A 20333-nucleotide genomic window follows, 5' to 3' on the forward strand; every position below is an offset into this window, starting at 1 on the left:
AACGGCCGTTGTGTCGCTCAATATACGTTTATGTACTTTTTCACTCGGTGCAGGCCGCGCGGGCGGCCCTCATGACGCAGAGCACGTCGGGCACGGCCACCGCCGCTCCGCTCCCCTCGCCCAAGGAGCGGCGCAGGCTGCGGGAGGCCAAGTCGCTGACCGAGGAGCAGGTGGCGGCGGCTGTGGGCGTCACCCGGGCCACGGTGCGGGCGTGGGAGACGGGCCGCACCAGCCCGCGCGGACGCAAGCGCGAGGCGTACGCCCGGCTGATCGGGACGATCGACACTCCAGCCCCTTCCCCCACCGAAAGGAAGGCTTCGAACGCCACGCCGAAGCCCTCCACCAAGCAGCCGAAACCACCACCTGCCACCACCGCCACCGCCACCACCGCCACCACCGAGCTGGTGGAGCCCGTGGCGGTGACGGTGGAGGTGGCGGAGTCGGTGGAGGTGGAGGTGGAGGTGGAGGTGGAGGTGGAGGTGGCGGTGGAGGAGAAGCCGGAAGGGTCCCGTCCGCCGGTCCTCGCGGAGCCGGAGAAGCCCGCGCCGGCCGGTCCCCCTCCGCCGGTCCTCGTCGAAGCCACCGGGGGTGATGCCGCCATGGCCTCCGCCGAGCCCGGCAGCAGCACCACGCCCGAACCTCCGGCGGCTCCGCCCGTGCCCGCGGTCGCGCCCGCCCCTGTGCCGGTCGCTGCACCCGTGGCGGCCGATGAGGAGCGGGAGGCCACCGGGACGGTCGAGGCCCCCGAGACCGACCGGGTGGACGGGACGGATGGGGCCGACCGGACGGACGGGGAAGTTGGGGCGGACGGGGCGCCTGGGGCCGGGCTTTCGCCCGCCGAGGCGTTCGACGCGTTGTACGGACACGCCGCGGCGGCCCTCTTCCACCAGACGTATCTGCTGACCGGGCGGCGCGTCCTGTCCCGCGAGGCGGTGGCCAAGGCGTTCGAGCTGGCCTGGCAGCGCTGGCCGGAGGTGGCGGTGGACCGGGACCCGGTGGGCTGGGTACGGGCCGCCGCCTACGAGCACGCGATGTCGCCCTGGCGCCGGCTGCGCGGTGAGCACCGGCGCCTCGACCCCCCGCCCGAGGCACCGGGGCAGCGCGCGCTGCTCGACGCGCTGCTGGAGCTGCCGCCCTCGTACCGGCGCACGCTGGTGCTGCACGACGGCGTGGGGCTCGGGCTGCCGGAGACGGCGGCGGAGACCGAGGCGAGCACACGCGCCGCGGCCGGTCGGCTGGTGACCGCGCGGGCGGCGGTCGCCCAGCGGCTGCCCGAGGTCGCGGAGCCCGAGTCGCCGGACGGGCGGTCCGCCCTGCTCCACGAGCACCTGGGTGCCCTCGCCCGTACCCAGCCCGCCTCCTCGCTTCCGGTGCCGGAGCTGATCCGTACCGGCAGCGAGCGCAAGGCGCAGCTGTGGGCCCGGTCGGCGATCGCGTTCACCGTGCTGATCATCGGCCTCACACTGATCGCCCTGGCGACGGCTCCCCGGAAGTACGAGACGCCGCCGTCGCCCGCCCAGCAGGTCGGCGGGGTGCCTCCGGTCGGGGGCCCGCAGAAGCTGACGCCCGGGGATGTGAAGCTGCGGAAGAAGCTCGGCGACGAACTGGTCCACGGCCCGGCCCGGCTGGTCCCCCGGGCCGGCTGAGCGGGAGGTCCCCCGCACAACGACGCGGGCCCGTCCCTCCGGATTGGGAGGGACGGGCCCGCGTCATGCGTACGGTGCCGCGCTGCCGCGCGGCCGCGTGCGTCAGGCGCCGAGGATCTCGCGCGCCAGCTTGGCGGTCTCGGTCGGCGTCTTGCCGACCTTGACGCCGGCGGCCTCAAGGGCCTCCTTCTTCGCCTGAGCGGTGCCGGAGGAGCCGGAGACGATGGCGCCGGCGTGGCCCATGGTCTTGCCCTCGGGGGCGGTGAAGCCCGCGACGTAACCGACGACGGGCTTGGTCACGCTCGAAGCGATGAAGTCCGCCGCACGCTCCTCGGCGTCGCCGCCGATCTCGCCGATCATGACGATCAGGTCGGTCTCGGGGTCGGCCTCGAACGCCTCCAGGGCGTCGATGTGCGTCGTGCCGATGACCGGGTCGCCACCGATGCCGACGGCGGACGAGAAGCCGATGTCACGGAGCTCGTACATCATCTGGTAGGTCAGCGTGCCGGACTTGGACACGAGACCGATGCGGCCGGGCTTGGTGATGTCGCCCGGGATGATGCCGGCGTTGGACTGGCCGGGGGTGATCAGGCCGGGGCAGTTCGGACCGATGATGCGGGTCTTGTTGCCCTTCGAGCCGGCGTACGCCCAGAAGGCGGCCGAGTCGTGGACGGCGATGCCCTCGGTGATCACGACGGCGAGCGGGATCTCGGCGTCGATCGCCTCGACGACGGCTGCCTTCGCGAAGGCCGGCGGCACGAAGAGGACGGACACGTTGGCGCCGGTCTTCTCCATCGCCTCGGCGACGGAGCCGAAGACGGGTACCTCGGTGCCGTCGAAGTCGACGGTCGTGCCGGCCTTGCGGGGGTTCACGCCGCCGACGATGTTGGTGCCGTCGCCGAGCATGAGCTTGGTGTGCTTCATGCCCGTGGCGCCGGTCATCCCCTGGACGATGACCTTGCTGTCCTTGGTGAGGAAGATAGCCATGGTGGTCTGAGTCCCTCTTCCTTACTTCGCAGCCGCGGCGAGCTCGGCGGCCTTGTCGGCCGCGCCGTCCATGGTGTCCACGCGCTGCACCAGCGGGTGGTTGGCGTCGGAGAGGATCTTGCGACCCAGCTCCGCGTTGTTGCCGTCGAGGCGCACGACCAGCGGCTTGGTGACGTCCTCGCCCTTGGACTTGAGCAGCTCAAGCGCCTGGACGATGCCGTTGGCGACCTCGTCGCAGGCGGTGATGCCACCGAAGACGTTGACGAAGACGGACTTGACGTCCGAGTCGCCGAGGATGATCTCCAGGCCGTTCGCCATGACCTCGGCGGAGGCGCCGCCACCGATGTCGAGGAAGTTGGCGGGCTTCACGTTGCCGTGCTTCTCACCGGCGTACGCGACGACGTCCAGGGTCGACATGACCAGACCGGCACCGTTACCGATGATGCCGACCTCGCCGTCGAGCTTGACGTAGTTGAGGTTCTTGGCCTTGGCCGCGGCCTCGAGCGGGTTGGCCGCCGCCTTGTCCTCAAGGGCCTCGTGCTCGGGCTGGCGGAAGTCGGCGTTCTCGTCGAGCGAGACCTTGCCGTCCAGGGCCAGGATGCGGCCGTCCTTGGTCTTCACCAGCGGGTTGACCTCGACGAGGAGCGCGTCCTCGGCGACGAAGGTGTCCCACAGCGTCACCAGGGCCTCGGCGACGCCCTCGGCCACCTCGGCCGGGAACTTCGCCTGGGCCACGATCTCGCGGGCCTTGGCGATGTCGACCCCGTCGACGGCGTTGACCGGGACCTTCGCGAGGGCCTCGGGGGTCTTCTCCGCGACCTCCTCGATGTCCATGCCACCCTGCACCGAGGCCATGGCCAGGAAGGTGCGGTTGGTGCGGTCGAGGAGGTACGAGACGTAGTACTCCGCCTCGATCTCCGGGGACAGCTCGGCGATCATCACCTTGTGGACCGTGTGGCCCTTGATGTCCATGCCGAGGATGTCGGTCGCGCGGGCGACCGCCTCGTCGGGGTTGGCGGCCAGCTTCACGCCACCGGCCTTGCCGCGGCCGCCGACCTTCACCTGCGCCTTGACGACCGACTTGCCGCCCAGCCGCTCGGTCGCCTCGCGGGCTGCCTCAGGCGTGTCGATGACTTCACCGGCCAGCACCGGTACACCGTGCTTGGCGAAGAGGTCCCTCGCCTGGTACTCGAACAGGTCCACGCGCGTCCGTCCCTTATCAATGGTCTCGCGGTTGGTTTTCTGCGTGGGCGTGCCGCGAGGGGCAACGTGACTGCTGTGTCACTAGGAAAGCGCACACGGTGACCGGATACGCGGCATGTCCATCTCGCAGGTTATCCCCGAGCCCCGTGTGGCCCTAAATCACAGATCACACCTGGGCGGTGATTACGGTCACAGAATCGCGCTGGTGGGGCCGGTCGGCACCTCGTCAGACGGGCTCCTTGTCGGGTATCGGCAGGGGGCGCTTCTCGATCGCGGCCGCCATCACGTCCGGGAAGAGGTCCGGCGTGCAGGCGAAGGCGGGCGCGCCGAGGGCGGACAGTGCCGCGGCGTGGTCGCGGTCATAGGCCGGGGCACCCTCGTCGGAGAGGGCGAGCAGGGTGACGAACTGCACGCCGGAGGCCTTCATCGCGGCGACCCGCTTCAGCATCTCGTTGCGGATGCCGCCCTCGTAGAGGTCGCTGATGAGGACCACGACGGTGTCGGCCGGCCGGGTGATCCGGGACTGGCAGTAGGCCAGGGCGCGGTTGATGTCGGTGCCGCCGCCGAGCTGGGTGCCGAACAGGACGTCGACCGGGTCGTCCAGCTGGTCGGTGAGGTCGGCCACCGCCGTGTCGAAGACGACGAGCCGGGTCCGCAGAGCGCGCATCGAGGCGAGCACCGCGCCGAACACCGACGCGTAGACCACGGAGGCCGCCATCGAGCCCGACTGGTCGATGCAGAGGATGACGTCCTTCTTCACGGACTGCGCGGCCCGCCCGTAGCCGATGAGCCGTTCGGGGACGACCGTGCCGGCGCCTTCCCGGCCGGGCAGCTCCAGGTAGTTCTTGAGGTTGGCCCGGATGGTGCGGTCCCAGTCGATGTCGTGGTGGCGGGGCCGGGTGACCTTCGCCGAGCGGTCGAGCGCGCCCGTGAGGGTGGCCCGGGTGCGGGTGGTGAGCCGCTTCTCCAGTTGCTCCACGACCTTGCGGACCACGGCTCGCGCGGTCTCCTTCGTCGTCTCGGGCATCGCCTTGTTGAGGGAGAGCAGCGTGCCGACGAGGTGGACGTCCGCCTCGACGGCCTCCAGCATCTCCGGTTCGAGCAGGAGCGCGGAGAGGCCGAGGCGGTCGATGGCGTCGCGCTGCATGACCTGCACGACGGAGCTGGGGAAGTACGTGCGGATGTCGCCGAGCCAGCGGGCCACGGACGGGGCGGAGGCGCCGAGTCCGGCCGAGCGCCCGCCGCCGCCCCGGCCGCCGGGCCGTCCCCCGTTGCCGTTCTCGTAGAGCGCGGTGAGCGCCCCGTCCATCGCGGCGTCGCGCCCGGTGAGGGTGCGGCCGGTGCTCTCGGCGCTGTCCGCGCCCAGCACCAGGCGCCAGCGCCGCAGCCGCTCCTCGCGGGCGGAGGGCACGGTGCCGGGTTCCGTGGTGTCCGTCGTCGTCATGCCGTTTCCCCCAGATGCGGGTCGTCGTGGCGGGTGGGGGCCGCGGTCGCGGGGTGGGCGTCGGCCGCGGTCGCGGGGCGCCCGGGGTGGGCGGGGGCCGCGGATGCTTCGGGTTCTGCCGTCGCGGCGTGCTCGTCCAGACCGAGCAGGAGGCGCAGGACCGGGACCACCGCGTCCGCACGGGCCATGTCCAGGACCGGGCCGAAGCCGGGGGCAGTCGTCCCGCCGCCCGCCGGGCCGTTCACCGGGGACCCGGCGGGGGCCGGGCCGCGCCGGACGAGGTCGCCCAGTGTGCGCCGGACGCCCGGTTCGTACGCCGAGAAGGTGCGGCGCAGCAGCGGCAGTACGTCGGTGAAGGTGTCGGCGGGGACGCCGGTGAGCCAGGAGTCGACCAGGGCGAGCAGCCGCTCGTCGTGGACGAGGAGCATGCCGCCGCCCGCCGCCCCGCCGACGAAGCCCTCGATCCAGGCGGCGGCGTCGGCCGGCGGTGTCCCCGGGGAGAGGGCGAGGCCCATCAGCCGGGCCGCGGCGTCCTGGTCGAGGTCTCCGTCGTCCAGGAGCAGCCGGGCGGCCCGCCCCCGGATCACTCCCGCGACCGAGTCCCGGACGGTGAGCTTGTGGAGCACGGCCCGCCAGCGCTCGCGCAGCCCGTCCGCGCTCGAAGGGACGGCGCCGGCGAGCAGCCCGATCGCCGTGTGGACGCCGTCCACCTGACGGCGCAGCGCCTCGGCCCCGTCGGCGTCGAGCCCGGTGCAGGCGGGCGGCAGGCCGACGCAGATGCGTTCCGCGAGGCCGGCGGAGACCTTGCCGAGGGCGGTGGTGTCCGTGGAGCGGACGTCCCCGTAGCGCAGGGTGCGGGCCAGGGCGGGCAGGGCGTCGGCGAGGTGGCCGACGTCGGTGTCGAGCGCGGCACGGTCGGCGAGGGCCCGCATCACGACGGGCAGCGCGTCGGGCAGGTCGGCCAGCAGGCAGCGCTCGGCCAGCGCGGTGACCTCGGCGAGCGCGGTGGCGGCGAGGGCGTCCGACTCGGCGCGGGCGGTGGCGGCGGAGAGCACGGTGGTGCCCCAGACGCCCGCCTCCGCGACGCGCACGTACAGCTCGGGCTCCCAGCGCAGCCGCCAGCTCTCCCGGAAGGTGCCGGTGCTCCCCCGGCCGGCGGCGGGTTCGCCCCAGCCGATGCCGAGGACGCGCAGCCGGTGCAGCAGCCGGCTGCGGGAGGCGTCGGTCTCCTTGCGGAGGTCGAACTCCGTCTCCCGCTCGCCCGCCTCCGGTTTGAGGCGGAGGGTGCGCTGCTGCCGGGCGAGGTCGCGTTGCAGGGGGACGGCGGGGGCGGTGTCGGGGACCTCGCCAAGCGTGGAGCCGACGACGAGGCGGTCCCGGACGAGCGCGAGCGGAACGTCGGAGCCCTCGCACATGACGGCCCTGATCGCGTCGGTCGTCTCGCTCAGCCCGGCGAGCGGCCGGCCGCGCATCGCGGCGAGCGTCTCGGCGAGCCGGACCGCCTCGATGACATGGGCGGAGGAGACGAACCGGTCCTCGTCGCGCAGGAGTCCGGCGACCTTCGTCATCCAGCGCTCTATCGGGCGGTCCGGGGCGGCGAAGAGGTGCTGGTACCAGCCGGGCGACTCGATCCCCGCCCCGTATCCGCTGTGCCGGGCGAGCCGCTGGTGGGTCCACGGCACCCAGGTCAGCTCCGCCTTGGCCTTGGGGAGCCCCTTGAGCAGGGCCCGGTCGGCGGTGAGCGTCGTGCGCGTACGCAGGGCGGGCACATGCCAGGCGCCGCACACGACGGCGAAGTCGTCGCCGAACTCCTTGGCCGCCGTGCGCAGCTGGACGCGCATGTACGCCTCGCGGACCGCGTCGCGCGGATGTCCGCCGTCCCCGTACACCTCGCGCAGGGCGGTCATCGCCTCGCCGAGCACGGCGAACGCGGCGAGCGGGCCCGCCGCCTCGCCGCTGCCCGGGGCCCGGTGTTCGACGACGTCCTCCCACCAGCGCTCGGGGTCGTCGTACCCCGCGGTCCCGGCGAGCACCCGGATCGGGTCGACGGGCACGGCGGCAGGCGGCCCGTCCTCCTCGGCGGAGACCTCGTCCCGGTCCGTCCCCGCCTCCTCCATGGCCAGCGAGTGGGCCGCGGGCAGGTCGATGAAGCGGACGGGGACGTCGCTCGCCAGGGCCCAGCGGATAGCGACCCACTCGGGGGAGAACTCGGCGAACGGCCAGAACGCCGCCCGTCCCGGGTCGTCCACGGCGTGGGCGAGCAGGGCGACGGGGGGCCGCATCTGCTCGTCGGCGGCGAGCGGCAGGAGCGCGTCGCCCTCGGGCGGGCCCTCGATGAGCACGGCCCGCGGGCGGGCCGCGTCCAGGGCGGCGCGGACGGCGCGGGCGGAACCGGGGCCGTGGTGCCGCACCCCCAGCAGCAGCGGCCCCGAAGCGCGGGCGGTGGTCATACGGACGCCTCCCGGCAGGCCCGGTAGAAGTCCTTCCAGCCGTCCCGCTCCCGCACCACGGTCTCCAGGTACTCCTGCCAGACCACCCGGTCGGCCGCCGGGTCCCGGACGACCGCGCCGAGGATGCCGGCCGCGACATCGCCCGGACGCAGCACGCCGTCCCCGAAGTGGGCGGCGAGAGCGAGGCCGTTGGTGACGACGGAGATGGCCTCGGCCGTGGACAGCGTCCCCGAGGGGGACTTGAGTTTGGTGCGGCCGTCGATGGTGACGCCGTCGCGCAGTTCACGGAAGACCGTGACCACGCGGCGGATCTCCGCGAGGCCGTCGGGCGCGGGCGGCAGGTCGAGCGAGCGCCCGACCTGGTCGACGCGCCGGGACACGATGTCGACCTCCGCCTCCGGGGTGGCCGGCAGCGGCAGCACCACGGTGTTGAACCGGCGCCGCAGGGCGCTGGACAGCTCGTTGACGCCCCGGTCGCGGTCGTTGGCCGTGGCGATGACGTTGAACCCGCGCACTGCCTGGACCTCCTGGCCCAGTTCGGGCAGGGGCAGCGTCTTCTCCGACAGGATCGTGATCAGCGAGTCCTGCACATCGGCGGGGATGCGGGTCAGTTCCTCGATGCGGGCGGTCATGCCCAGGGACATGGCGCGCATCAGCGGGCTGGGCACCAGAGCGTCCCGGCTGGGGCCGTGCGCGAGCAGCTGCGCGTAGTTCCACCCGTAGCGGACGGCTTCCTCCGGGGTGCCCGCCGTGCCCTGGACGAGCAGCGTCGAGTCGCCGCTGACGGCGGCAGCCAGGTGTTCGGAGACCCAGGTCTTGGCGGTGCCGGGGACGCCGAGGAGCAGCAGTGCCCGGTCGGTGGCGAGCGTGGTGACGGCGACCTCGACGAGGCGGCGCGGGCCCACGTACTTGGGTGTGATGACGGTGCCGTCGGGCAGGGTGCCGCCGAGCAGATACGTGGCCACGGCCCAGGGCGACAGGCGCCAGCGCTCGGGGCGCGGGCGGTCGTCGGCGGCGGCGAGCGCCTTCAGCTCGTCGGCGAAGGCGTCCTCGGCATGCGGGCGCAGGACCTCGCCGGCGGTGGCCTCGGTGTTTTCGGGCACGGTCATGGATCCCCCTCCAGATCGTTCGGCAGATCGCTCGGCCTGGTGTGGTTCCCACCGTGCACCATGGCACTGACAATTGGCCTTTGCGCAGGTCAGGGCGATTGTCAGTGGGGCGGCCTAACGTCGTTGGCATGCTGCTGACTGACGGGGGAGAACCCTTGGGCGCCGCTGCTCCGGCGGCGCGCTGGACGGTGGAGCAGGTATTGGCCCTGGCTCCTGACGACGCCTCACGCAAGGCGGGGAACAAGCTCGGTGCGTCCGCGTCCTGGTCGGACACCGGGCTGGACGGCACGGGTGCGGTGTGGGGGCTGTGCAAGGGGAGCGGCAGCAAGCCGTACCGGACGGTGGTCGACACCACCGGCCCCGCGTACCGCTGTAGTTGCCCCAGCCGGAAGTTCCCCTGCAAACACGCGCTGGGTCTGTTGCTGCTGCGCGCGGCCGACGGCACGGCTGTGCCCGCCGGGGCACCGCCGGACTGGGCCGGGGAGTGGCTGGCCGGCCGCCGCGACCGCGCGGAGGCGAAGGCGCGGCCCGCCGCCGGAGGTGACGGGCCGGCCGACCCGGTGGCCGCGCGCAAGCGCGCGGAGAGGCGCGCGGAGCGGATAGGGGGCGGTGCGCGGGAGCTGGAGCAGCGGCTGACCGACCTGCTGCGCGGGGGGCTCGCGTCGGTCGAGCAGGCGGGGTACGGGCTGTGGGAGGAGACGGCGGCCCGCATGGTCGACGCGCAGGCACCGGGTCTCGCGGGCCGGGTGCGGGAGCTGGGGTCCATCGCGGCGTCGGGCCCCGGCTGGCCGGTGCGGCTGCTGGAGGAGTGCGCGCTGCTCCATCTGCTGGACACGGCCTGGCTGGGCCTCGACCGCCTGCCGCAGCCGCTGGCGGCCACGGTCCGCACCCGCGTGGGTCTGCCGGCCCCGGCGGAGGGGCCGCCGGTCCGCGACCGCTGGCTGGTCCTCGCCCAGTACGACACCCCCGAGGGCAAGATCGTCACCCGCCGCATCTGGCTGTACGGCGGGGAGTCGGGCCGCACGGCGCTGCTCCTGTCCTTCGGGGCGGCCGGACGCTCCCCGGGGCACGCCCTGCCCGTGGGGGTGACGATCGACGCCGAGCTGACGCCCCATCCGGGGTCCGGCCGGCTGCGGGCCGAGCTGGGCGAGCGGTTCGGTGTGCCCGAGCCGGCCGGTACGCCCCCGCCGGGGGTGCCGGTCGGCGAGGCGATCACCGCGTACGGGCGGGCGCTGGGCGACGATCCGTGGCTGGAGTCCTGGCCGGTGACATTGCGCGACGTGATACCCGTGCCGGGCGCGGACGGCTGGCAGCTGGTGGACGCGCAGGGCCGTGAGGCGCTGCCCGTCACCGCCGCCGCGCTGTCCCGGCCGGCGCTCTGGAAGCTCGTCGCGGTCTCGGGCGGCGGGCCGCTCACCGTCTTCGGCGAGTGCGGCCACCGCGGCTTCGACCCGCTCGCCGCCTGGCCAGCGGTGGCCCCGCGGGCGGGGCTTGCCGGCGTCGAGACCGTACCTCTCGTCTGACCCCAGAAGGACTTCCCGAAGGAGGCGTGATGTCCCGCACCACCTCACCCACCACACCCGCGTCCGCGTCCGCAGCCGCGTCGGGGGGCCTCGCCGACGCGGTCGCGGCCACGTCGTGGGAGGACCTGGTCACCTCGGCCCTGCTCGGCACGGACCGCCGCCCGCCCGGGGGAGCCTCGGGCGCCGGCCCGGACGGGGCGGCGTCGGCGTTGCTGGACGCCGCCGCGCTGCACACCGTGCGGCGCCGGGCCGGGCTCCTGCCCGCCGCCGCGTCGCCCCGGCCCGCGCCCGCGCCCGAAGACCCCCGCCCGCCGCTGCCCGAGGCCGCCCGTGGCCGGCTGGCGCAGCTCCTCGCGGACCGGGCCGCGGCGGCCGGTTCCGGCGGCAGACGCGGTACGGCCCCCGACCTGACGGAACTCATCCCGCAGTGGCTGGCCACCGCCGGCCTGCACGGCTACCGGGCGCCCGACTCCGCGCTGCCCGCCCTGCTGGACGCCGCCAGGGCCAGGACCGATCTGCGGCCCCAGGCCCTGGAGTTCGCGGGGCCGCGCGGGCTGTGGCTGGCCGGGCTGAACCCGGAGTGGAAGTTCGCGCTGCGCGGCGCGTCCGGAAGCGGCCTGCTGCCGTCCCTCACCGATCCGGAAGCGGTGCGACGGCTGTGGGAGGAGGGCCTGTTCGCGGAGCGGGTCGCCCTGCTCGGGGCCGTACGGGCGCGGGACGCGGAGGCGGCCCGCGCGCTGCTCGCCACCACCTGGAAGACGGAACGGGCCGAGGACCGGCTCATGTTCGTCGACTCGCTGCGCACGGGGCTGTCCTGTGCGGACGAGGAGTTCCTCGAACAGGCGCTCGCGGACCGCAGCCGCAATGTCCGGGCGACCGCCGCCGAGTTGCTGTCCGCACTGCCCGGTTCGGCGCTCGCCCGCCGGATGGCGGACCGCGCGCTGTCCTGCGTCAGCCCCGGGCTGACCGGTGACAAGCCGTTCGTGGCGGTGGAGGCCCCGCACGAGTGCGACGCGGAGATGCAGCGCGACGGGGTGGTGGCCCTCCCGCCGTCCGGCCGGGGCGAACGGTCGTGGTGGCTCGGCCAGTTGGTGGAGGCCTCCCCGCTCGCCGTCTGGCCCGCGCGGTTCGGGGGGCGCGGCGCGGAGGAGATCGTGGCGCTGCCCGTCGCGGACGGCTGGGGCGAGGAACTGCACGCGGCCTGGTGCCGGGCGGCGGTGCGGCAGAACGACGAGGCGTGGGCGCGGGCCCTGCTCGGCCCTCCGTCGACGCCCCCGTCGAACGGCCCCGGTACGGCGTCGCTCGCCGAGCGGGCGAAGCTCCTGGCGGTGCTGCCCCCTGCGGAACGGGCGGGCTGGGTGGCCGACTTCGTCGCCGCGCACGGGTTGTCGGAGGCGTTCCAGCTGCTCGGGGTCTGCCCGGTGCCCTGGGCGGAGCCGCTCGGGCGCTCGGTGGTCGACGCCCTCGACATAGCCCGGGACGCGGGCAGTTACCCCTGGAGCTTCAGCGGCGTCATGGGCCTGGCGGAACGCTGCCTGGCCCCGGCCGAGGCAAGCCGCCTGGAGGTCCTGACCACCACCCCCGCCGAACCTGCGGACGCCTCCCCCGGCGCGAACGGCTACTGGTCGGAGGCCTTCCAGCGCCTGGTCTCCACCCTGCGCCTACGCGCGACGATGGACAGCGAGCTGTCCCCGACCCCGGAAGGCGGGTGAAGCCACGCGGGCGAACGGTGAGGCGGTGCGGGTGCGCGGTCGGCGGGGCGCGTTCCTCGCCACCCGGCGCGCGGCCCCCGTCGCAACGCGGGTCCGCCGCCCCGGCAAGGGGCGCCGCCCGGCATCAGCGCAGCCGATGGGGCCTCCGCGCCCCGCGGGGCGGCCCTCGCCCCCGGCCGGGTCAGGCGCCGGCCGGCTGGCGGACGTTCGCGTTGACCCAGTCGACGATCGCGGTGGTCGTCGCGCCGGGGGTGAAGATCTCCGCGACGCCCTGCTCCTTCAGCGGTGCGATGTCCGCCTCCGGGATGATGCCGCCGCCGAAGACCTTGATGTCCTCCGCCTCCCGTTCCTTCAGCAGCTCGATCACCTTCGCGAACAGCGTGTTGTGCGCGCCCGAGAGGATCGAGAGGCCGATCGCGTCGGCGTCCTCCTGGATGGCGGTGTCGACGATCTGCTCGGGCGTCTGGTGGAGCCCCGTGTAGATGACCTCCATACCGGCGTCCCGCAGCGCACGCGCGATCACCTTGGCCCCGCGGTCATGGCCGTCGAGGCCCGGTTTGGCCACCACCACACGGATCGGACCGGTCACACCCATCACTGCCTCCACATGCGTCTCCGCGTCTCCCGTGCCTGAAGGGCCGGGGATGTGAACGAACGTTATCCACAGCATCCCGCAAGCCGCCGTTTCGCGGTGGACCGGGAGGGGGAAATCACACATGGGACATTGTTCACGGGCGCAGAGACCGGGCGCCCGGGGAGCCGCGTCAGGTCGCCGTATCACCGCGCCGTCAGCCGCACGGCACGGTGGTACGGGCCACCGTCCACCAGGACCGGACCTCCGACACGGCTTCCCACCAGGGCATACGGGAAGGGAGCCGCCCTTCTTCGGGTGCCGGAGCAGGAGGTCGACCATGAAGACCCCGAGCCTTCCGATCCGCTCCCTTCCGATCCCCTCCCTTCCGATCCGTCGCCTCCCGATCCGTGCCCTCCCGATCCCAGCCGTGCCGATCCCGGCCGTGCCGACCGCGCTGCTGAGAGCGACCGCGCTGGAACTCGCGGTGCTCGCCGGACACGCGCTGCTGTACCCCACCGGGATCGCCGACGAACGGCGCCCCGAGCCGACCCCGGCCCCGACGCCGGACCCCCGCGCCACCGGTCGGCTGCCGGGCGAGGTGGCCGGTCGGCCACCTGTCGTTCTCCTGCACGGATTCATCGACAACCGCTCGGTCTTCGTCCTGCTGCGCCGCTCGCTGGCCCGGCACGGCTGGCACCATCTGGAGTCGCTCAACCACTCACCGCTGACCAGCGACATCCGTACGGCCGCCGAGCTGCTGGGCCGGCACATCGAGGAGATCTGCGCCCGCACCGGGCACGAACGGGTCGACATCGTGGGCCACAGCCTCGGGGGCCTCATCGCTCGCTACTACGTCCAGCGACTGGGCGGTGACCACCGGGTCCGCACCCTGGTCACGCTGGGTACACCGCATGCCGGCACCGCCGTCGCCCCGCTGGCCGGCGCCCTGCCCATCGTGCGCCAGATGCGCGGCGGCTCGGCCCCCATCGAGGAGCTGAGGCTGCCCGCGCCCGGCTGCCGCACCCGGTTCGTCAGCTTCTGGAGCGAGCTGGACCGGGTGATCGTCCCGCCCGAGGCGGCCTGCGTCGACCACCCCGACCTCGACGCGGTGAACGTACGCGTCACCGGCATCGGACACCTCGCCCTGCCTGTGCACCCGGCGGTGGCGGCCGCCGTACGCCAGGCGCTCGACACGGCGGAGCCCGCCCACGGGTCCAGCGGGACCGCCCGATCGGCCTCCGTCGCCTAAAACCGAACACTTTTCGAACGTAGAGCCAAAGCTCTGTGCGGACGCCACCGAAAGACGGCCGATTGCCCCTTTTCCCGGGCGCCGTGGGGCCGTCGAAGATTGTCGGCGGCGGATACCGCCGGGTACAGTCGCGGCCACTGCTTAGCCCCGGGGTCCCCACACCCCGGACTGGTCCTGCTGCCGAGGCGAGAGAGAAGTTGGTGAACGACCAGCACCCCCACGCCGGGTATGCCGGATACGACAGCCACCCCACGGGCAGCTTCGACAGTGACCCGCTCTTCGGCTCCCTCCCCGGCGGCTCCTACGAAGGCTCGCACGACACGGCGGGGGGCTACGGCGTCCCGTACACCGGCGGACAGGCCGGATACAGCGGCTCGTACGGCACCACCCAGTGGGACACGGGCGCTCACCAGGCCGCCGAGTACAACGACTTCACCGGCTACCCGGCCTACGCCGACCAGGCCCAGCAGCACCCGCAGTACGACGCCCCGTCCCCGTACGACACCGGCGCCACCTGGCTGCCGACGCAGGGCTACGCCCCGGACTCCTCCGGCCAGTGGGACACCACCGCCTGGAACACCGCGTCGTACGACACCGGCGCATACGACGCCACCGCCTGGAACACCGGCGCCACGCCCGAGCACGCACAGCAAAGTATGCAAAACCTGGCGGGGTCGAACGAAGCCGAACAGGCCCCCCTGACAGACACGTACGAGGCACACGGGACGTACGAGGCACACGAGACGTACGGGGCGCACGACACGTACGACGCTCATGACACCTACGGGGCGCACGACACGTACGAGACGTACGAGCACTCCGCCTACGACCCGTACGAGCCCTACCGAATCGCCGAGAGCGAAGACACCGCCGACCACCCCGAAGCGGATCTCGAAGCCGATCTCGAAGCGCGCCCCGACGCGGACCCCGGCACCGGCCCCGGCGGCCATCCCGACCTCGCCCCGGTCGACGCGCACCGCCCCGCCGGCCGGCCCGTCCCCCGCAGCGGTGGCCGCAGCCGCAGGCGTTCCCCCGCGAAGCGTTCCGCACTCCTCACCGTCGCCGTTCCCTCCGCCTGCGTGATGAGCGTGGCCGGGATCGCCGCCGCCTCGGTGGGCGGCATGGGCGGGGGCGAGACGAAGAAGGACGACACCACGACGATGGCCGCCGCCGACCCCGGCACGGTCGAGCCGGTCGCGGCCAACAACGAGCTGGACACCCAGCTCGCCAACCTCAGCGCCGACGCGGAGAACTTCGCGGACCGCGCCAGCCGCACCCAGGAGCGCATCGACCTCAAGGCGCGGCAGGCCGCCGAGAAGAAGAAGCGCGAGGAGGAGGCGGCTCGCAAGGAGGCCCTGCGCCCCAAATTCGTGATGCCGGTCAAGGAGCACGGGCTGAGCGCGTACTTCGGCCAGGCGGGCGTCAACTGGATGTCCGTGCACACGGGCATCGACTTCCCGGTCCAGTACGGCACCCCGGTGATGGCCGCGACCGACGGCACCGTCCGCACGCAGTACAACAGCGCCTACGGCAACATGGCCATCGTGACCATGGCCGACGGCACCGAGACCTGGTACTGCCACCTCAGCAGCACCCGGATCCGCTCGGGCCAGGTCAAGGCGGGCGACGTCATCGCGTACTCCGGCAGCTCCGGGAACTCGACCGGCCCGCACATGCACTTCGAGGTGCGGCCCGGCGGCGGCGCGGCCATCGACCCGCTGCCCTGGCTCCGCAGCCACGACGTCAACCCCACCTGAGCCGGTGAGCGGCCCGGCGGCCGGAGCCCCTCGGGGCCCCGGCCGTCACACGCGTCTCAGAGCTTCTGTACCGGCGCGTACCGCAGGAGCAGCTTCTTCGGGCGGTCGTCTCCGAAGTCGACCGTGGCCTTCGCCTGGTCGCCGACGCCCTCGACCGCCGTCACCGTGCCCAGACCGAACTGGTCGTGCGTGACCCGGTCGCCGGCCGCCAGGGTGATCGTCGGCCGGTCCGAGGTCCGCCGGGTGGCGAAGCCCGAAGGGCCGGAGCGGGCGCGGGAGGCGGAGAGCGACGAGGTGATGCCGGACGTCGGCCCGGCGGGGGCGGCCATCGGGCCCTTGCGCTTCCACTCCAGGTGCTGGTCCGGGATCTCCTCCAGGAACCGCGACGGCGGGTTGTACGAGGGCTGGCCCCAGGCGCTGCGCATGACCGCGCGGGTCAGGTACAGGCGCTCGCGGGCGCGGGTGATGCCGACGTACGCGAGCCTGCGCTCCTCCTCCAGCTCCTTGACCTGGCCCAGCGCCCGCATGTGCGGGAAGACGCCGTCCTCCATGCCGGTCAGGAAGACCACCGGGAATTCGAGGCCCTTCGCCGTGTGCAGGGTCATCAGCGTGATGACGCCGGAGCCGTCCTCGTCCTCGTCGGGGATCTGGTCGGAGTCGGCGACGAGCGCGACCTTCTCCAGGAACTCGGCGAGGGTGCCCGTCCCCTCCTCCTCGCCGCGCTCCTGCTCGAATTCGAGCGCGACGGCGGCCAGCTCCTGGAGGTTCTCGATGCGGGTCTCGTCCTGCGGGTCGGTGGATGCCTGGAGCTCGGCGAGGTAGCCCGTACGCTCCAGGACCGCTTCCAGCACGACGGCAGGGCCCGCGCCGGACTCCACGACCGTGCGCAGCTCCTCCATCAGCGTGTTGAACCGCTTCACGGCGTTGGCCGAACGGGCGGCCATGCCGTACGCCTCGTCCACACGGCGCAGCGCCTGCGGGAAGGTGATCTTCTCGCGCAGGGACAGGGCGTCGATCATCGCCTCGGCGCGGTCGCCGATGCCGCGCTTGGGCACGTTCAGGATGCGGCGGAGGGGGACGGTGTCCTCGGGGTTGGCGAGGACCCGGAGGTAGGCCAGGACGTCCCGGACCTCTTTGCGCTCGTAGAAGCGCACGCCGCCGACGACCTTGTAGGGCAGGCCGACGCGGATGAAGATCTCCTCGAAGACACGGGACTGCGCGTTCGTCCGGTAGAAGACGGCTACGTCTCCGGCCTTGGCATCGCCCGCGTCGGTGAGGCGGTCGATCTCCTCGGCGACGAACTGCGCCTCGTCGTGCTCGGTGTCCGCGACGTAGCCGGTGATGCGGGCGCCGGTGCCGGCGTTGGTCCACAGATTCTTCGGGCGGCGGCTCTCGTTGCGCTCGATGACCGCGTTGGCGGCGGACAGGATCGTCTGGGTGGAGCGGTAGTTCTGCTCCAGCAGGATCGTCGTCGCGTCCGGGTAGTCCTCCTCGAACTGGAGGATGTTGCGGATGGTCGCGCCCCGGAAGGCGTAGATCGACTGGTCCGCGTCACCCACGACGCACAGCTCGGCTGGGGCGTCCTCGGGACCGGACGGGCCGACCAGCTCGCGTACGAGGGTGTACTGGGCGTGGTTGGTGTCCTGGTACTCGTCGACCAGGACGTGGCGGAAGCGGCGGCGGTAGTGCTCGGCGACGTCGGGGAAGGCCTGGAGCAGGTGGACCGTCGTCATGATGATGTCGTCGAAGTCCAGCGCGTTGGCCTCGCGCAGCCGGGCCTGGTACATCGCGTACGCCTGGGCCAGGGTCTTCTCGAAACCTCCCCCGTTCTCGGCTTCGCTCGAATGGGAGGTGCCCCCTGTGACCTGCCCGGCGAAGGTCTCCTCGTCGATGAGCTCGTTCTTGAGGTTGGAGACCTTGGCCGTGAACGACTTCGGCGGGTAGCGCTTCGGGTCCAGCTCCAGGTCGCGGCAGACCAGGGCCATCAGCCGCTTGGAGTCGGCCGCGTCGTAGATCGAGAACGAGGAGGTGAAGCCGAGCTTCTTCGACTCGCGGCGCAGGATGCGGACGCAGGCGCTGTGGAAGGTCATGACCCACATGGCGTTGGCCCGGGGCCCGACCAGCTGCTCGACGCGCTCCTTCATCTCGCCGGCGGCCTTGTTGGTGAAGGTGATCGCCAGGATCTGGCCGGGGTGCACGCCGCGCTCGGCCAGGAGATGGGCGATGCGGTGGGTCAGCACCCGGGTCTTGCCGGAGCCGGCGCCGGCGACGATGAGCAGCGGGGACCCGGCGTGCACGACGGCGGCGCGCTGCTCGGTGTTCAGCCCGTCGAGCAGGGCCGCGGGGTCGATGACGGGGCGGTGGGCACCGTCGCGGTAGTACGCGTCGCGCGGCGGCGGGCCGTCGAACACGCCCGCGAAAAGGTCCTCCGGCACCGCTTCGGGTGCGGAGTCCTCGGGGGGCGGCGGGGGCCCTTCCTCCTCGGACTGGAGGCCGGCCAGGAAACTGTCGTCAAAGAGGCTGCTCATCGCTCCCCGAGTCTAGAGCCCCCCACTGACACTCGGCCCCGCTCCGAAGAGGTCACGAAAATGTATCGGGCATATCGAACATCAACCTTCCCAGCGGCACCCCGCGTTGGTTAGCGTGCTCGTTCGGACGGCCCGTACCCCCAGAGGCGACCCACGCCGAGCGGGCGTCCACGCCGAATCCGGGCCCGCCCGGAACCGGGGACCCACACGCATCACCGGGGTGAATCGGTCCGCGTCCCCACTGGACCGTAGGGCAGCCTTCCGTTCCGCCCGAACCCGACAGCTAACCCGGTAGGCGGTCCACGGAAGGAGATGCCGGCCTTGGCGTCGCATCGCAAACCGCGCCCCCGGGTGCGCTCCGCCGCCCCTGTCGTGGGGCTCACCTCCGCCGCGCTCGCGACGGTCACCCTGTTGTCCTCGCAGAGCGCGACGGCCGCCCCGGCTCCCAAGCCCAGCATCGAGGACGTACAGAGGAAGGTCGACGACCTCTACCGGCAGGCGGGCACCGCGACCCAGAAGTACAACCAGGCCAAGGAGGCCGCGGACAAGCAGCGGACCAAGGTCGACACCTTGCTGGAGGACGTGGCCAAGCGCACCGCGAAGCTGAACGACGCGCGCAGGACGCTCGGCAACTACGCCGCCGCGCAGTACCGCGACGGCGCCCTCGCGCCGACCGCGACGTTCTTCCTGGCCGACAACCCGCAGTCGTTCTTCGACCAGACCCACCTGATGAACCGGATGGCCGACCGCCAGCAGCAGGCGGTCGACGAGTTCCGTACGCAGCAGGCGAAGGCGTCCAAGCAGCGCGCCCAGGCCGTCGAGAGCCTGGAGACGCTCACCGAGTCGCAGACCGCGCTGCGCACCAGCAAGCAGAACGTCCAGAACAAGCTGACCGAGGCCCGGACGCTGCTGTCGAAGCTGACCGCCGAGGAGAAGGCACGCCTGGCGGAGCTGGAGCGCAAGAAGGAGGCGGAGGCCAAGCGCAAGGCGGAGGAGCTGGCGAAGAAGCAGGCCGCCGCCAAGAAGGAGGCCGAGCGCAAGGCCAAGGAGTCGGGCGGTGGTACGGAGACAGGTTCGGGTTCGGGTTCGGACTCCGGCTCCAGCGCGTCCACGAAGGCGGAGAAGGTCCTCGCGTTCGCCCGCGCCCAGATCGGCAAGCCGTATGTCTGGGGGGCGACCGGCCCCTCCTCGTACGACTGCTCGGGGCTCACCCAGGCGGCGTGGAAGGCGGCCGGGGTCGATATACCGCGGACCACCTGGGACCAGGTGAACGTCGGGACCCGGATCGCCACGGCCGATCTCCAACCCGGTGACCTGGTCTTCTTCTACGACGACATCAGCCACGTCGGGATCTACAAGGGCGACGGGATGATGATCCACGCGCCGAAGCCCGGGGCGAACGTGCGCGAGGAGTCGATCTACTACATGCCGATCTACGGAAGCGTGCGCCCGGCCTGACCGGGGAAGGGGGCCGGTCCGGAAGCGGGCCGGCCCGGCGCGTTCCTCAGGTCCAGAGCGTGGCGATGAAGATGTTGGCGACGGTCAGGGCGCCGACCGCCGCGAAGGGGCCCTTGCCCACCTTCTCCTCGTCCCGCTTGACGTAGACCAGCCCGAGGATCACGACCAGGATCAGCAGCTTGATGCCGATCTTGACGTTGTTCACGGGGTAGTCGTCCGCCTGGTCGAGCCCGACCAGGGCGACTCCGGTGACCAGCATGGTCAGCGCACCGTGCAGCATTCCGGGGACGAACCGGGCCGTGCCGGCCTTCATCGCCTTCATCTGGCCGAGGAAACCGCCGAGCAGGGCGGCGATGCCGATGATGTGCAGGGCGACGACGAAATCGATGAGTACGCGCATGGCCGCACCATAGCCCCGGGCGTCCCGGCGCCCGTCACCCAGGTGGGGCGTACGGACAATTAAATGACAGATGTACCTATTGCCTGAATCTGCGGCAATTTTTATGGTCGTTCACGACCATTCACGATCGCCCGACGACAATGCCACGCCAAGAGCAGGCAATAGGCGTCAAAACGACTCCCGGCCGTGTCCTCGGATTAGCGTCCCTTCCCGGCGGCCGTACCCGGACACTGTCCTGGCCGGACCGCCGATGAAGCCCGCCGGTAGACCCCGCCGGGCAGTCGCACGGAAGG

14 protein-coding genes and 1 riboswitch are annotated in these 20333 nt (G+C 72.6%); of the genes, 6 read left to right on the plus strand and 8 right to left on the minus strand.

Annotated elements, in window-relative coordinates; genetic code table 11:
* Positions 1-71: 71 nt before the first annotated feature.
* Positions 72-1646 carry a helix-turn-helix domain-containing protein gene (locus B082_RS0103950; protein ID WP_026249409.1) on the plus strand — a complete coding sequence of 525 codons (1575 nt, stop codon included), beginning with the start codon at positions 72-74 and terminating at the stop codon, positions 1644-1646.
* A 102-nt stretch (positions 1647-1748) separates the two neighbouring features.
* On the opposite strand, the gene sucD is transcribed toward B082_RS0103950, so the two are convergent.
* The 5 genes from sucD to B082_RS0103975 all read right to left on the minus strand — a co-directional run bounded on the left by sucD (position 1749) and on the right by B082_RS0103975 (position 8839).
* Positions 1749-2633, minus strand: a complete 885-nt coding sequence (gene sucD, locus B082_RS0103955; RefSeq protein WP_018550520.1) for a succinate--CoA ligase subunit alpha — start codon at positions 2631-2633, stop codon at positions 1749-1751.
* 21 nt (positions 2634-2654) lie between these two features.
* Entirely contained in the window at positions 2655-3836 is a 1182-nt protein-coding gene (sucC, locus tag B082_RS0103960) for an ADP-forming succinate--CoA ligase subunit beta (protein ID WP_018550521.1), read from the minus strand.
* A 226-nt stretch (positions 3837-4062) separates the two neighbouring features.
* Positions 4063-5280 carry a vWA domain-containing protein gene (locus B082_RS0103965; protein ID WP_018550522.1) on the minus strand — a complete coding sequence of 406 codons (1218 nt, stop codon included), beginning with the start codon at positions 5278-5280 and terminating at the stop codon, positions 4063-4065.
* Positions 5277-7730: a DUF5682 family protein gene (locus B082_RS0103970; protein WP_018550523.1), complete on the minus strand. Its 2454-nt coding sequence runs from the start codon at positions 7728-7730 to the stop codon at positions 5277-5279. The genes B082_RS0103965 and B082_RS0103970 overlap by 4 nt, the downstream gene beginning before the upstream one ends.
* Positions 7727-8839 carry an ATP-binding protein gene (locus B082_RS0103975; protein ID WP_018550524.1) on the minus strand — a complete coding sequence of 371 codons (1113 nt, stop codon included), beginning with the start codon at positions 8837-8839 and terminating at the stop codon, positions 7727-7729. The genes B082_RS0103970 and B082_RS0103975 overlap by 4 nt, the downstream gene beginning before the upstream one ends.
* A 128-nt stretch (positions 8840-8967) precedes the next feature.
* On the opposite strand from B082_RS0103975, the gene B082_RS0103980 reads away from it, so the two are divergent.
* Positions 8968-10362, plus strand: coding sequence for an SWIM zinc finger family protein (locus tag B082_RS0103980; RefSeq protein WP_199783751.1), 1395 nt, complete (start codon positions 8968-8970; stop codon positions 10360-10362).
* A gap of 29 nt (positions 10363-10391) precedes the next feature.
* A complete protein-coding gene (locus tag B082_RS0103985) occupies positions 10392-12074 on the plus strand; it encodes a DUF5691 domain-containing protein (protein WP_018550526.1) in 1683 nt (560 codons plus the stop codon).
* Positions 12075-12255: 181 nt separating this feature from the next.
* Here B082_RS0103985 and B082_RS0103990 read toward each other — a convergent pair whose 3' ends face one another.
* On the minus strand, positions 12256-12669 hold the full coding sequence (locus B082_RS0103990; RefSeq protein WP_018550527.1) for a cobalamin B12-binding domain-containing protein: 414 nt from the start codon (positions 12667-12669) through the stop codon (positions 12256-12258).
* Positions 12670-12985: 316 nt separating this feature from the next.
* On the opposite strand from B082_RS0103990, the gene B082_RS0103995 reads away from it, so the two are divergent.
* Together B082_RS0103995 and B082_RS0104000 are read left to right on the plus strand one after the other, a co-directional pair.
* A complete protein-coding gene (locus tag B082_RS0103995; RefSeq protein ID WP_018550528.1) occupies positions 12986-13897 on the plus strand; it encodes an esterase/lipase family protein in 912 nt (303 codons plus the stop codon).
* Between the two features lie 200 nt (positions 13898-14097).
* Positions 14098-15654 (plus strand): M23 family metallopeptidase, encoded by a 1557-nt coding sequence (locus B082_RS0104000; protein WP_018550529.1) that lies wholly within the window; start codon positions 14098-14100, stop codon positions 15652-15654.
* 56 nt (positions 15655-15710) lie between these two features.
* Here B082_RS0104000 and pcrA read toward each other — a convergent pair whose 3' ends face one another.
* On the minus strand, positions 15711-18182 hold the full coding sequence (pcrA, locus tag B082_RS0104005) for a DNA helicase PcrA (RefSeq protein ID WP_018550530.1): 2472 nt from the start codon (positions 18180-18182) through the stop codon (positions 15711-15713).
* 161 nt (positions 18183-18343) lie between these two features.
* A riboswitch (cyclic di-AMP (ydaO/yuaA leader) is annotated at positions 18344-18496 on the plus strand.
* Here pcrA and B082_RS0104010 point away from each other — a divergent pair.
* A complete protein-coding gene (locus B082_RS0104010; protein WP_018550531.1) occupies positions 18495-19640 on the plus strand; it encodes a C40 family peptidase in 1146 nt (381 codons plus the stop codon). It overlaps the preceding riboswitch by 2 nt.
* Before the next feature lie 46 nt (positions 19641-19686).
* Here B082_RS0104010 and B082_RS0104015 read toward each other — a convergent pair whose 3' ends face one another.
* Entirely contained in the window at positions 19687-20040 is a 354-nt protein-coding gene (locus B082_RS0104015) for a hypothetical protein (protein ID WP_018550532.1), read from the minus strand.
* Positions 20041-20333 lie beyond the last annotated feature (293 nt).

This window comes from Streptomyces sp. ATexAB-D23, assembly GCF_000373645.1.
In the GTDB taxonomy this organism is placed as follows: domain Bacteria; phylum Actinomycetota; class Actinomycetes; order Streptomycetales; family Streptomycetaceae; genus Streptomyces; species Streptomyces castrisilvae.